Genomic DNA, 13,876 nt, shown 5'->3' on the forward strand with positions numbered 1-13,876 from the left:
GGTTTACATACCAATTTTTAACAGGATAATTCATCCTTTTCCACTCCATTCTAAAGAACGAAGTTAAAAAAATAAAAGGTGGAGATTAATTTGGCTACTGCGCTTAATTCATTTGAAATTACGAATATTCAGGTTGAAACTGCGTTAAATGAAAATGCTTTTCGTTTAGAATCTACATCAACAATTGATGAAGTGAAAGCAAGAATTGCTGATTATTGTAAGGAAAACTTAGCGGTTGGAAATGAAAGAGATGCTCGGGTTGAAGAACTTTCACTTAATGGAACTGTAGTTAATTTAAAAGTATGGATTCGATCAAAGCATAAAGTTTTTGCTGGTGTCACATTATATTCAGTAACATATGAAATTAATGGTACCTACGATTTGATTAACCCCACAATTGTTGGAGAATCAGAGATATGCGTTGATACTCCTGCTGGAAAACAATGTATTAAAGCAAAACAAATTGTTGCAATTCTCATGGCGCTTTTATAGAACTGAGAATAAAAACTGGCCGGTTAACAACTCCGGTCAGTTTTTTTGCACCTCGCATATCCAAAAACACTTAGATATCCACTTTTGAACAATGAGGTCTCCGTAACTACACTCTCTACTTCCAAATCACCCTTTTGAAGAGGCTGGCATCAAACCAAGTAGTTTCCATCACTGTGTTATCAAATATAAAAGCCATCCAATACCAGATGGCTTTATGTACTTCTATATACAATTGTACATTGGATCCTTAACCTAAGGTGTCTTAATTGTCTTTAAAACATCACTGTAGAGTTCAACAGCTGCTTCTTTGCCAATTGTACGGCAAGCGCGTTATGAGCCACAGTTGCAGTATGTGCGCCCATTTCCGAAAGAGCTTGACCTCTAGCTGCGATTACTGGCTGGACAATATCAGCACAAAATCAAAGCCAAACTTTATTTGCCGTTTCAATGATTAGACGAAGCTTATCCCACTGTTCTTCCTCCGTCAGCATGTTACCTTCTTCGGTAGAGGCAAAGCCGCATTGGGCGCTGAGGCACAACTGGTCGATCGGAACCATCTGTGCAGCTTCTTCAATACGCGCGATGATCTGCTCGCTGCTCTCCAGACCGCCATGCTTCGTTGTCACGAGGCCTAGTACAACTTGCTGACCTTGGATGAAGCGCAACGGAGTGAAGTCGCCGGAACGTTCATTATCATATTCGAGGAAAAAGGCATCTACATTAGCCTCTCCGAATAGAGTTTCAGCTATAGGCTCATACCCGCCGGCGGCAAACCAGGTAGAACGGAAATTTCCCCGGCAGACATGCAGTGCAATCGTCATATCCTCCGGCCGATCGTTGATACTTTCATTTATCAGCCTCACATAATCCCTGGCGAGCTGATCGGGATCAATGCCGCGGCTCCGGAGATGCGCCCGGTGTCTGCCGCTGCAGAGGGTCCCCCAGGTCGTATCGTCCAACTGCAGATAACGGCATCCTGCCTCATAGAAGTCACGGATGGCCTGCTGATAGACTTGGATAATATCACGATACAGCGTCTCGCGGTCAGGATAGATCTCATTGCCGTTGTAATCCTGCACGAAGTGGAACAAAGCCGGAGAAGGAATAGTCATTTTGGCCATTGTATCTCCAGCCATCTGTTGCAGCTCAATGAACTCTCCCACCATGGGATGATCACCAAAGGAGATTTTGTCAACGATCCGGAAGCTTTCTGCACGCTGAACCGTCTCTTTAGCACCTCTGCCTTGATCCAGACTGATCTTCTGCGTGCCTGTGATCCCGAGAAAGAAATCCAGATGCCACCAGGACCGGCGGAATTCTCCGTCTGTAACAGCTTTAAGTCCCAGAGCTTTTTGCTGTTCCAGCAGCTTGAATATTTCCGTATTCTCGATTTCATGAAGCTGCCCGTCTGTAATTTCTCCTTGCAAACGCAGATTGCGCGCGGATTTCAGTTCCTCTGTGCGGAGGAAGCTGCCGACGATGTCGTAGCGAAAGGGCGGAGTATTTCGTTTGGAGCCGATAACTGGACTGATCATACGTCCCTCCTGCGGTTAGAGTAAGAAAGATTTAAGGTCGAAAACATTCCTGGATACCTGGTCATTCAGAATATCGATATAGGCGGACATCATCTCACCTGGCTTGCGGTCCTTATGGGCGATCCAGCCGACGGTGAATACCTCAGGACTGTCAAAAGGAATCGTTACCAGCCCATCGCCATACCGTTCAGTATCCATAATTCCCGTTCCTACCGTGTAGGAATCACTGCCCAGCAAAAGATGGGTCAGCGTCGCCCGGTCCGTTACTTGGATATTCTTCTCAATCTGCGTGAAGCTGAGCATCTCCTCCGAAAAATGCAGCGAGTTGTTCTCCCCCTGCTCAAAGGTAATGTACGGATAGGGAAGAATATCAGCCAGCTTGATCATTTCCTTGCCGGCGAGAATGTGCCCTGCCCTCACATACACATGCGGATTCGTGTTGAACAGCGGGGTGAACTTCAGATTCCCGTCACTGAACAGCTTGTTCATCACCTTATAGTTACTCTCATTGATATAGAGAATACCCAGATCACTGCGGAGGGTCCGCACATCCTCAATAATCTCATAGGTCTGCGTCTCTCTCAGACTGAAGTTATATTCCGGCACCTTGCTCTCTTTCATCAGCTTTACAAAAGCATCCACAACAAAAGGATAATGCTGAGTGGACAAGGAAAAATAGATCGGGCTGCGTTTCTTGCCGGTATAACGGTTCTCCATGAATTCAGTCTGTTCAATAATCTGTCGGGCATAACCGAGAAATTCTACACCCTCGGCTGAAATGCTGATGCCCCGATTATTTCGTTCGAAGATCGTAATTCCCAGCTCGTTCTCCAGCTCCTTGATGGCATTGGAGAGGCTTGGCTGGGAGACAAAAAGCCTTTTGGCCGCTTCATTCATTGAGCCGCTGTTCGCAATCTCAATAGCATAGCGGAGCTGCTGCAAAGTCAAACCTGTTCCTCCTTTTACAAGGACTTTATTGCTAATACTTCATTACCCGGCTACAACAGATGCCGTCCCTCGGAAGGAACGGCACCTGGGTTTCTGCTTATAGTAGCATAGATTTACGGTTCCATCCATGCCGGATACAAGAAGGGTTTGCGTTTTCTTATTGGCTGCGCTTTTTACCTGCATCAATCTTGGACGGGTCCAGGCCTTCCCAGATGTTCTTGATATCCGCCTGCTCAGGATGCTCAAACACCAGGAATGCAGTAGGAAGATAACGCTCGCCATACTGGGAGGAAGGCTTGTTGACAATCTCATTGTCCTTCACCAGAACAGTGGATGATCCACCGTCAAGGTTGGCAGCGATAACCGCTCCATGCTTCAGCATAATCTGCTGCACATCATACAGGTTCGCACCAATGCTGTACCCGGGTTGTCTGCCGTCTATGACTACGAACAGCAGCGCACCGTCGGCACGCTGACCCATCGCGGTTCTGGGAGCGATTCCCCAGCCCTCGGCAGCATTCTTGATCAGCCCTTTGCCATTGACTATGATCCGCGGTTGAAAAGACACGGCCTCCTGCACGCCCATCTTGCTAAGCTCATTGAGAGTGTAATTTCCGGCAATCATTTTACCCTGCTTATCAAGGCCAACGATCTGTGTGGAATTCTTGCCCCCGAGTCCATTATAGAAAAGCTTGCCTTGTGAAATAACCAGTCCAATCGGTTTGAAGCCATTTCCCTTCCAGTTGGGGTCTGCGAATCCCCCGCCGTTCACACCGGCAATGGCTCCTGTACGTGCCACCATGCTGGTCACTTTTTCGCCCGAACCAGTCTTGTCCGGTACGCCCAAGCGAACCTTGGTTGGATCATTAACCGTCATAACAAAACCGGTATAACCGCTGCCGGAAACCTTCTCGATTTCGACCAGGGGCTTGTCTTGTTCTTCTGCGGTGGGTTTCTTGATCACGTGGGTATCCTTCTCATCCCCCATATGCTGAAACCGCAGATTGTATTCCGTGACACGTTCCTTCAGCTCATCCTCGCCAATAATATATTTCGCCAGATAGCGGTGCTGTGTGGTTATTAGCGTATCTGCTATTAAGTAGCGGGTGTTCTGTGCAGAGGGTGCAAAATAGAGCCATCCGCCAGCGGCTAACAGCAGAAATACGAAAAACAGAAAAACTTTGGAGAGTGTGCGAAAAAAGCTTTTTTTCTTGGGTTTACGAACGGGCTTCTTCTTGCGGACGGTGTTGCGCTGTGGTAATGATGAAGAATTCACTTCTTGATTTCCTCCCTGGTACTGTCTGATAATGTAAATGGGCATTAGCTCATATACCCCATCATAGACGATAATGATAGATTAAAGGTTTCAGTTTGTTCAACTATCCCCCAATGTTCATTTAAAGTATTACCTCGATAAAGTGAATTTTCATGTACAACGGTCTTTTGGCTAGGCCTAGTTATATTTTTACATAAAGAACCCGGAGTGAATACATGAAATTATTTCAAGTGGAATCAACTAAGCCTGGTAAATCGGATCCTTGTAGGGATTATAGTGGGGATTGCCCTGGCTTTGTCAGTTCCCGGTGCAACAGGGTTCACGATTTTTGGTTCATTATTTGTATTATCATTAAAAGCGGTTGCACCTGTATTGGTCATACTCCTGGTGATATTTGCCATCTCGCAGCATAAAAAAGGCCATCAAACGAATATGAAATCCATCCTTGTCCTCTATGGTTTAAGTACTTTTCTGGCAGGTCTGATTGCAGATGCTAACCAATTTTTCAGATGCCGTATCACAAATCGTCAAATGGGTAATCAATCTGGCACCATTGGGAATTATGGGACTTGTTTTTGATTCCATCACTTCAAACGGGCTTTCTTCCATGCTTGATTACGGGAAATTACTTCTCGTTCTTGTGTGATGTATGTTATTTATGGCGCTTGTTGTGAACCCCTTGATCGTATACCTGAATATTCGCAGAAATCCGTATCCGCTTGTCATTAGTTGCCTGAAGGAAAGTGGAATTACCGCATTCTTCACCCGAAGTTCTGCTGCTAACATTCCAATCAATATGAGATTATGTGAAAAACTCGATTTGGACAAAGATACGTATTCGGTATCCATTCCACTAGGGGCTACGATTAATATGGCGGGTGCAGCGGTTACGATTTCTGTCTTAACTCTCGCAACGGTTCATACCCGTGGCATTGAAGTGGATTTTGGTACGGCACTTGTTCTAAGTGTTCTATCTGCTGTATCTGCTGCAGGTGCTTCAGGTGTTGCCGGCGGGTCGCTCTTGCTCATCCCTCTAGCGTGCAGCATATTCGGAATTCCTAATGATATTGCGATTCAAGTCGTTGGTGTAGGATTCATCATCGGCGTATTACAGGATTCATTTGAAACAGCACTTAATTCATCCTCTGACGTACTTTTCACGGCAACCGCTGAATATTCAAAAAACCGTAAAGAGGGCAAAGCATATCTAACTAATGTCTAGATAAAAATGCCAAAAAAGACGACATTCATTCATTTGTTTCGGAATGAAATGTCGTCTTTTTTCAGGTTTGGCGATTCCGTCCAACACCGCCCCCTTGAATGCCCCGTTAATTAGAACAATGTTGCCGGAATCAGCTTGCGTCCGCCTTTTATAAGCGTGGATTCCAGCATTTCTCCCTTTTCACCGCCAAAATACAGCTGCCAGTACACACCGAACCGGATACTGACATCATTCTTCACCAGCTCCGGCGGCGTAACGATCAGCCACTGGAACCTAAGTGCCTTGGAGATTTCAAATACCGGATCGAGTACGTTGTTGGAGACCATTTCACCAAAGGGATTGTCATATAAAAAGACCGTCCAGCCTTTGTTCTCGCGGTTGACCCGTTTATGGGTCATGATCATCATCGCCACCAGCAGCTGGACCGACTGGCGTTGTCCGCCGCTGCCGACCGCTTCATCCAGCGCACCACGGTTGATGACTTCCCAATCGGAGTAGTGGTACTCCTCAGGAGCTGCATATAAGAAATAGTTCTCTGTTACCGGCTTGTAAACCTGCAAGACCGGGAAACGGTTCTGCATCGAGGCATAGACAATCTTACCGTCACTGATCAGATCCTTGAGCGCTGCTGCCGGAACCTGCTCCATCTTCGGGAATTTCTCCAGCAGGTTGCTGATGCAGTTGTTGAAGTAGTCGCTGACCAGCGGTTCGATATCTTCTGTGGTTTTTGGAACATTAATGTTCTTATAGTTCAAACGCACCAACGGGAAGGCATGACCATTCTCATTGTGGATAATCATCCGGCGTTCCATCCGCTTCAGAATGTCGACGATCTGCACAACCCGCTTGGCAGCTCGTCCGACCCACATCTTGCGGGAGAGCTCCATGCCTTCCTTATCACTGCGGATGCTCTCAATCTGGTCCTGCGAGCTCTGGAGCATGGAGTCCAGCACCTGAAGCGCAATGGAGAAATCCTCCCAGTGAACAGTGTTCAGGCGTTCCTGGATCTTAACTTCCAGCTCCGCATTCCAGCCGCTCTTGGCAAGCTTGCCGCTGAGTGCGTTCTTCTCTTCCTTAACTCTCCGCGAAATTTCACTCCGTTCACTGCGGCTCTCCCTGCTCCGCAGAAGCCATTCACTCACCGTATGTTCGCATTCCTCTTTTACCAGATGCTGGACCTCCTCAGGAATGTCCCGCATTTGCAGCCGCCCTTCCACATGAGTTTCCATGATTTTACTCTGGCTTCCAAGCGTCTGAAGCCACTGATCCAGGGAAGTCAGCTTTAGCTTACAGCTATTCAGCGTATATTCATTCTCCCGGGACCGTTCTCTAATCTCTTCTTCTTTGAGGTCCAGCGGATCATGCCACTGCTCAGCCGACCTTTCATGCTTCTCCTTGATCGACCTCTCCAATTTGGCCAGCTGCTTCTGAAGGTTATCCAGCTCGGTCTGACAGCGGACGAAGGAATCACGGAGATGCTGATAGTCTTCGTCCAGAATCCCGGTGTCGCTCTTCTGACGCGCTTTGGCCGACATAATCGAGTCTGGAGTGTCAACGGGTTCCGGTACATTGCGCCACTCAGGGTCTATTTGCTGGACCGCCGTCTCAAGCTCAGCCAGCTGCCCGGCGGCTGATTTAATCTGTGCCGATCTCGTACGGATCTCCAGCTCATTGCGGCTTAGGGATTGCTGGAGACTTTCTAGAGTGCTGAGTGTCTCCAGCAGCTTGTTCTGAACGGTAGCATCAGGCAGGAATTCCGAAAGTTCTTCTTGAATCCCACTAACTGAAACCTCAAGCCCGTCCGGGAAGGACAGCTCAGGGAACCAGGTTTGAAGTCTCGGGAATAATGAATATCTGTTATCTCCAAGCCATTTTTCCCGCTCAAGGGCGATGCTGTCCAATTCCGCCTTAAGCTGTGCGAGCTGGTGTTCCTTGCCTGTGATCTCTTTATTCAGATCCCCTTTGCGCTCGAGCGCCTTCTGCTTGTCCTTATAATCCTGTTCCTGCTTCTTGGTCCGTTCGTTCCATTCGCGCAGTGCTGCCGCTCTGTCCTCCTGCTCGGCCTTGCCAGCTTCGCATTCGGCGGCTTCTCTCACGATCATCGCTATTGTTTCTTCGTTTCCACTGATTTCTGTATTCAGTGCGCTCATAGCTGTGCGCACCTCGTTTTGCAAACCCTCAAGTGCATTCAGCTTGCCCTTCAGAGTAACCGAATGTTCACCTTGGAATAACCGTTCATATTCCTGCCTTGCGGATTTCAGCTTAGACAGATAACCTTCAGCATCCTGCAGCTCAGCTTCCTGTTCCTTCAGTCTAGCAGAAATCCCCTGCTTCCATTCCAGAAAACGGTCCGGCTGCAGCACCATTTGCGGACCTTGCCCATCCAGCACGAGGAAGGGCTGCGCCGCAGGCTGCGCCATCTGTTCGCGGATGAAGATTGGCACCGCTGATTTTAGCAGCAGATCCTTCAGTATGTCCGGCTGCAGCTTGGCAGCCTCGCGTTCACTAATGATGAGGCCGTAAGCCAGTAAAGGATTACGATCCAGTTCTTCCTCCCGGATCAGGTAGGGCTGATCGTTCAGGAAGGCACTGCCCAGCATCGAGCTGATTTTCAGCGAATCTAGCCTGTCCTTGACCGTCAGCAGATCACTATTCGGCAGCCAGTACGCTTCATGCTGAAGCTCAACATCCAGCAGCTGATGATAATACTCTCTTCTGAGCCTTTTGGTCTGCACCTCAGCTTCATCCAGTCTGCGGATGAAACGTTCCTGTACGGCGGCCTTCGCTTCGAACAAGCCTGTAGCGCCCAGCACATTATGCTCCTCATACAACTCCAGCAGCACCACGAGCTGAGACCAAAGCTGAGACTCTTTGTTCAGCTGTACATCCAGCTGCGACTGAAGCTCGCTCTCCTGCTGTTCATGACTGAGAAGCTTCTCGCTAAGCTGAGTCTGCTTTTTATGCAAATTGAAGCGGTCTTCATCCGCAGCCTTGTGCCGTTCGTTCAGCGCGCTGATATTGTCAGCATAACTTCTGGCGTAAGCGATGGCCCGCTGAAGCGACGCTGCCGGTGAATGGGCGGCTTCCTGCCCATGGCGGGAAGCGAACACTCCCAGCGCTTCCGTGTATTGGCGGATAGAAGCGGTCAGCTCATTAATCCGGCTGTCCAACCCTCCAAGCTCCAGTAAAAAGCTTTCCCGTTCTTTGCGAACCCCCGCCTCTTCAGCAGTCAATGAATGCTGGCGGCGGCTGAACATGGAAATCTGCTCTTGCCACAACTTGAATACATCCGCCCACTGCTTGCGTAGGCTCTCCTTCGAAGCCTGCACCACTTCTTGGCGCTCCTTCATTTCTAAGGAGCCTTCGATGGCTTCAATTTCCTTCTGCCACTGTTCCATTTGACGAAGCTGAAGCTTCCGGCGGGCCAGATAAAGGGCGGTTTCAAGCTCCTTTTCCTTGGTCTTCGAATCTTCCAGCCGTTGACGGGCCCTGTTCAGATTGTCACTAACCTGTTTGAAATCCTCCTGTTTCCGGATAACTTCCTCTCTGCTGCGCAGGTAGTTCAGGTTATCTCCCTCAAAACGCAGCTGACGGGCCTCTTGGTGCAGCAGCACCAGCTCGTCTGCTTTTTTGCGGCGCTCTTCCTCGGCTGCTTTCAATTCATCATGTATGACCGTGTACATTTGCCGTCCCAGCAGCTCCGTTTCACGGTAGCTCCGGTCCGCTTCCATCCCCTGTTTCACCAGTTCATATAGCGGTGCTGCTAATGTAGTAAATTCGGCAAACGCCTTCTCCCGCTGCTCCAGCATCGGCAGTCTCTGCGCAATAATCGCCGCGTCCATGAACATCTTCTGAAGGGAGCCCTCCTGTTCAGACAGACCTTCGTTCAGGCTGGTGCCGATTTCGGGAATGATGAGCTTTTCGAATAAGTTCTGGTTCGTAAAGGCATCATTTTTCTGAAAATACCCTTTAATTCCACCCTCTTCACCATTGATCCGCCGCATGTTGCGCCATTCACCGATATGGATATCCCGTTCCGCCAGGAAATGATAGTACCTTTTCAGATCTGAGCTGTGGCTTCCAAAGGAGACGATTTCGCCCCGCCGGTCGCGCACGAACTGCTGTATACTATCGAAGCTAACAGGGCCTCCCACATTGGCATCATATAGAGGCAAGGTAGATAACGTAAGTTCTGCATGCTCTTCATAATCCAGTAACGCATAGAGCAGATAGTCGACCTTGATCTCCAATTGATCCGCAGAGCTGTGGGCCGTCATCGCAATGCCTGTGGTCATATACTCGTTACGATCACTGTTATCCAGCCGCCACTCAATAGCCACGTGGAAGGTGTAGGGCTTGAGCTGTTTTTTGTGATTATGAAAAAAAGCCTCGACCTGGTTCTCATTGTCCTTACCCCAGGCCGCTTTCGGAATTAGCAGCTGAAAAATCGACTGCAGCAGCACTCCTTTGCCGCCGCCATTCATCAGGGTAATCAGCGTGTTCGCCGGACCCTCATCATTACTTAGGTCCAGAACCATATCGTCATACTTTTTGAGCATCTTCTCATATTTGAGTCCGGCAATCCGGATCCGTTCAATACGCGGCATGGGCCTCCCCCTCCTTCTCCGTCAAGGTGCGTAGGGTAAGTGCCTTCAGTTCCTTATAACGGTCAACATCATGGTACAGGTAACGCATTCTTTCATATAATTCTTCCCGCGGGAAGATCCGCTTCTCATTCTCCGATATGAATACCAGATGCTCTTCCTCCAGCAGCTTCATCCCCTCATGAATCAGGCCGATCCGGGAACCTGCACCCCGGGTCAGGGAATCGCCCTCCTCCTGGCTTTTGGTCTGCATGTATAGGCTTGTCCAAACCTTATGCATCGCCTGAATGTCCAGGCGCCATTGCTTGCTGAAGCCCCCGTCAGCATCCATTTCCACCCACGCCTGAAACAGCGAGGATACCTGGTCGGAGATTTGAATATAGGACATGCTGTCCTGCCCCGGCTTGAAGTGGTGCTCATCCTGATCCATCTCGGCCAGGAACACCAGAATGATGATGTTGATGATATGTAAATGGGTTTTACGCTCAATCCGTGAATATTTGTTCCGGAGTTGGGTGAAGTTGCTGGCAAACCCCGAGCCCAGCGGATTGACCAGCAGATGCAGGCGGTGTCCGGAATTCATAATCCGGCAGCCTCCTTCTTTGGCCATGTACTGCAGCGCATCATAGGCTCCCGTGTCCTGCAGGCACTCAGCGGCTGCGGGATCATCCAGCGAGATCACCTTGCGGCGAAGCAGGTCAAAAAACAGCCGTGAGGCTTGCTGCAATTGTTCGAGTGAATAGCTCATGTTGTAACATCTCACCTCTCGATTATAGTGATGGTATACGGACTCATTTCCAGGCCCGGCCAGGAGATACTTGGGCTATTATTGCCCTGAATTGTTGTACGCAGCACCTTACCGCGCAGCACCTCCAAATCAGGGTTTGCCCCCAGCAGCCGCTGGATTAAGGTCTGGCATTCATCTGCAGCTCCGCCCTGCTTATTATCCGGGTCCTGCTCCTGGACTGTAATTTCAGTATGGAAGAACTGCACCCACAGATCGATTGCATCCGGTGTAAGCGACCATTTGTGCTGTTGCTCCTCTGTGAAAGCTTCTGCTGAAAAAGTAAAGCTGCCGTGATCTGCCAGTCCTATAAAAACAGGACGCCACAGCTCAGCAACCTCCGGCCATGGTATAGATCTAGGCGTATAGGAGATGCTCTCTTCTTCACCAGCTTCATCCGGCTCGTCCAATGCGTCTTCAGGCAGGAACCCGACCTCCTGTTCTTCCCATGCCCAGGCCAGCGGATAGATAAAATCCTGATTAGGGGCAAACAGTCCGCTAACCAGCAGCTCCAGGCTGTCCGCATCCGGCAAGCCATCGGCTTTGACCCATTCCTCCCAGACATTCGTACGGAAATTAAAGCCGCCCGCTCCCCAGAAGAGCTCTGGGAAATTCAGCCGGAGATTCGTCTCAGCCTCAAAGATGCTCAGGACCACCTCGGCTAGTTCATCATGCACCCGTCTCGACAGCTCCACTCTTTCCGAAAGCTGACGGAGCTCATTGAAGTCGATAACATCCTTCTCATCATTGGCCAGACGTGCCAGTGAGCGGTGGATATTATCAAAATGCTTGCGCTCTTCATCAAACTGCAGGTGGATCTCCTCCAGCCGCTGATGCCGCATCACCCCGTATTCACTGAATATGTGCTTCGGATTGCGGCGCAGCGCATTGCGGTATTCCTGCTGCTGCTGAGTCATCTTCCGTACCCGCGAGATCAGTTCACCCACATCCTGCATCGCGCGCGTCACCCGTCCATGCTTGATGTGCATCTGAATTTCCAGCAGCTTGATGCTGATCTGAAATTCTTCTATAATCTCATGGCTCATGAAGATCAGCTCCATGGCATATTCGGACAGCCGGTATACGGTTTTGCCGCTCTCTTCCCAACTGGTGCGGGTAGCGTCTTCATCGACAGTAAAGTACTTGTATTTCTGCACCGCCATCTGCCGGGACAGATCATCATAATAAAAGGCTTCGAAATCTCCGCCGCTCCCGCTCCATAGCAGACCATCCACCAGCCGTTCCACAGATTCGGCAGTACCGAGTTTGGTTATATTGAACCGCTCGAGTGAACTCCAGGCCAGCTCCACGATATCCTCCCTGGCTCTAAGCTCACTGGATTCCAGTTCCAGATAATAGACCTGCAGCAATACGCTCAATGCAACCATTTCCTTATAAGGCTGCAGCTCGCCGAGATTCATACCCGCCCCCAAGGTCCATAAGGGATTGAGACGTTTGTTCCGTTCTCCAAAATCACTCCAGTTCATGCTTCACTCTAACCTCGCCATCACTTCGTAATTTAAGACTTTCTAGGAAACCTCATAAAATAACATAAACCCATATCTGCCCCAAGAAGGGTGGAATATGGGCTATATGCTACTAGGGAATATATGTTTCTATTATACCAATGATATAGAATTCTGGCTATTTGCAAAAATATAAATGCATTATAAATAAACCTGATAAGTATCAAGTTATTACTAATATAGATACAGCAAAGCGCATGCCAACACCGGCATGCGCTTCTAAGAATGGAATATTCTATTCTTCTGGAGATGTTTCCACATATTTTTTGAAATTATCGAGAATTGCCTGCCACCCGGCTTGCTGCATCTCGACGGCATTGATCGTTTCCGCATCGAACACGGTGATGATTTTCGTGTCGTTATCTTGGCGGAAAAATTTGACTTCTACTTTTCTGCCGTCAGGAATCGTATAGGAGATGACCTCGTTGATGCTCACATTGTCGTATACTCCGGTAAAATCAAACCCAAAACTTCCGTCCTTGGCTTCCATTCTGGAGAGGAATTTACCCCCGACCTTCAGATCATTCTCGGCATGTGGCGTATGCCAGTCTTCGGAAGCGGTATTCCACTGCGTGATATGCTTCGGCTCTGTCCAATAGGTCCACACACTTTCAACGGGAGAATGAACGATTGTTTCCACTGTTATTGTTACCGGCTTACCTGTTTCCAACACATAACCTCCTTGATGGCTGAGATATATACATTACTTACAACCTTTATTATAGCAAAAAGGTATGTACTACATTTCTTTTTGATTGCTATATTCTCAAACTTGTTCATCTTATTATTTACCATAATTAATGTTCTGCATACTTCACATGAAGCAAGTAATGCAGATTTGCTTGCACCGCAGGCCACTCGTCGTCAATGATACTGTACAGTACGGTATCCAAAATAGAGCCTTCCGCAGTGATCCGGTGTTTGCGCAAAACGCCCTCCCTCACCGCACCAATACGTTCGATCGCCTGTTGAGATCTAAGGTTATCCCCTACGATAGTAAAATTGACCCGGATGAAACCCAAGGATTCAAAACAATACTGTAGCAGCAGTGACTTGGCTTCCGTATTAACAGCTGTCCGCCAGAACTCCGGTGAAATCCAGGTACAGCCAATTTCCGCGTTGCGGTGATTGTGATCGATGTGCATAATTCGCGATGTACCGGCGATCCTGCCTGTGGATTGTTCGATCATGACAAAAGGGAGCTCCGTCCCCTTCGCCTGATTGGCAAGAGCCGTATCTATTAATCCTTCCGCTTGTGCGGCAGAGGTAATTTTGCGCCAGGTATACTCCCAAATTTGCGGATTGATCAGAATAGCAACCAGTTCGGCCTTATGCTCGGCTTCCATAGGAACCATTCTAATACTAGTGCCGATAAGTTCTTTGATATTGTTGGAAATCACGAAGATGCCTCCTATAGACATATTATGCCAGCCAATCCCCGCAGAAGGGAACCCTCATATGATTATATATTACATATATTATCTCTGTC

General features: G+C 48.7%; 9 protein-coding genes and 1 pseudogene. 2 read left to right on the forward strand and 8 right to left on the reverse strand.

Annotation, left to right across the window (positions count from 1 at the left end; all coding sequences use genetic code 11):
- Nucleotides 1-90 precede the first annotated feature (90 nt).
- Nucleotides 91-492 carry a hypothetical protein gene (locus A3842_RS04155; protein WP_074083436.1) on the forward strand — a complete coding sequence of 134 codons (402 nt, stop codon included), beginning with the start codon at nucleotides 91-93 and terminating at the stop codon, nucleotides 490-492.
- A 419-nt stretch (nucleotides 493-911) separates the two neighbouring features.
- Here the strand turns inward: A3842_RS04155 and A3842_RS04160 are convergent, their stop codons facing one another.
- The 3 genes from A3842_RS04160 to A3842_RS04170 all read right to left on the reverse strand — a co-directional run bounded on the left by A3842_RS04160 (nucleotide 912) and on the right by A3842_RS04170 (nucleotide 4,296).
- Nucleotides 912-2,027: a 5-methyltetrahydropteroyltriglutamate--homocysteine S-methyltransferase gene (locus A3842_RS04160; protein WP_074100549.1), complete on the reverse strand. Its 1,116-nt coding sequence runs from the start codon at nucleotides 2,025-2,027 to the stop codon at nucleotides 912-914.
- 15 nt (nucleotides 2,028-2,042) lie between these two features.
- A complete protein-coding gene (locus tag A3842_RS04165; protein WP_074083438.1) occupies nucleotides 2,043-2,975 on the reverse strand; it encodes a LysR family transcriptional regulator in 933 nt (310 codons plus the stop codon).
- Nucleotides 2,976-3,132: 157 nt separating this feature from the next.
- Complete coding sequence (locus A3842_RS04170) at nucleotides 3,133-4,296, reverse strand: phosphodiester glycosidase family protein (RefSeq protein ID WP_074083439.1); 1,164 nt, start codon at nucleotides 4,294-4,296, stop codon at nucleotides 3,133-3,135.
- A 201-nt stretch (nucleotides 4,297-4,497) separates the two neighbouring features.
- On the opposite strand from A3842_RS04170, the pseudogene sstT reads away from it, so the two are divergent.
- A pseudogene (gene sstT, locus A3842_RS04175) lies at nucleotides 4,498-5,473 on the forward strand (serine/threonine transporter SstT).
- 110 nt (nucleotides 5,474-5,583) lie between these two features.
- Here sstT and A3842_RS04180 read toward each other — a convergent pair.
- The 5 genes from A3842_RS04180 to A3842_RS04200 all read right to left on the reverse strand — a co-directional run bounded on the left by A3842_RS04180 (nucleotide 5,584) and on the right by A3842_RS04200 (nucleotide 13,787).
- Nucleotides 5,584-10,080, reverse strand: a complete 4,497-nt coding sequence (locus A3842_RS04180) for a coiled-coil domain-containing protein (protein WP_074100550.1) — start codon at nucleotides 10,078-10,080, stop codon at nucleotides 5,584-5,586.
- Complete coding sequence (locus A3842_RS04185; protein WP_074083443.1) at nucleotides 10,067-10,825, reverse strand: DUF6063 family protein; 759 nt, start codon at nucleotides 10,823-10,825, stop codon at nucleotides 10,067-10,069. The genes A3842_RS04180 and A3842_RS04185 overlap by 14 nt, the downstream gene beginning before the upstream one ends.
- Nucleotides 10,826-10,836: 11 nt before the next feature.
- Nucleotides 10,837-12,348, reverse strand: coding sequence for a hypothetical protein (locus A3842_RS04190; RefSeq protein WP_143186151.1), 1,512 nt, complete (start codon nucleotides 12,346-12,348; stop codon nucleotides 10,837-10,839).
- Nucleotides 12,349-12,622: 274 nt separating this feature from the next.
- A complete protein-coding gene (locus A3842_RS04195; RefSeq protein WP_074100552.1) occupies nucleotides 12,623-13,057 on the reverse strand; it encodes an SRPBCC family protein in 435 nt (144 codons plus the stop codon).
- Between the two features lie 127 nt (nucleotides 13,058-13,184).
- A complete protein-coding gene (locus A3842_RS04200) occupies nucleotides 13,185-13,787 on the reverse strand; it encodes a GNAT family N-acetyltransferase (protein WP_256701501.1) in 603 nt (200 codons plus the stop codon).
- Between the last annotated feature and the right edge of the window lie 89 nt (nucleotides 13,788-13,876).

This window comes from Paenibacillus sp. P3E, assembly GCF_001909045.1.
Lineage (GTDB): Bacteria > Bacillota > Bacilli > Paenibacillales > Paenibacillaceae > Paenibacillus_AQ > Paenibacillus_AQ helianthi.